The following is a 268-nucleotide window of genomic DNA, read 5'->3' as shown; positions in this document are numbered from 1 at the left end:
TTGCAGTATGGCAAAAAATGGAAGCCGCCAATGGTCGTAGCAACACCATAGCTACTTTGATGTCTACGCATCCAAACTCTGGGCAGCGTATCGCTAAAATTCAGGCGCTCTTACCTGAGGTTACACCCGTTTATCAAGCGGCTGCTAAAGCACCTACTAACGCAACTAGTGGTGCAACTACTGGGGTAACTACTAGAACCATTAAACGTAGATAACTCAGTAAATATCCTCAAAAGTAAATGTTATCAAAAAAGGTAAGTCAAAAGAC

The 268-nt window shown here is 42.5% G+C and carries 1 pseudogene; it reads left to right on the top strand.

What is annotated here, in order from left to right:
• Positions 1 to 215: pseudogene (locus AAEY97_RS21310) on the top strand (hypothetical protein); the annotation flags it as partial.
• Between the last annotated feature and the right edge of the window lie 53 nt (positions 216 to 268).

It is taken from the genome of Shewanella sp. TB7-MNA-CIBAN-0143 (genome assembly GCF_040310065.1).
Taxonomy (GTDB): domain Bacteria; phylum Pseudomonadota; class Gammaproteobacteria; order Enterobacterales; family Shewanellaceae; genus Shewanella.
The sequence above is the reverse complement of the archived record's forward strand: the minus strand, read 5'-3'. Positions and strand labels throughout refer to the sequence as shown.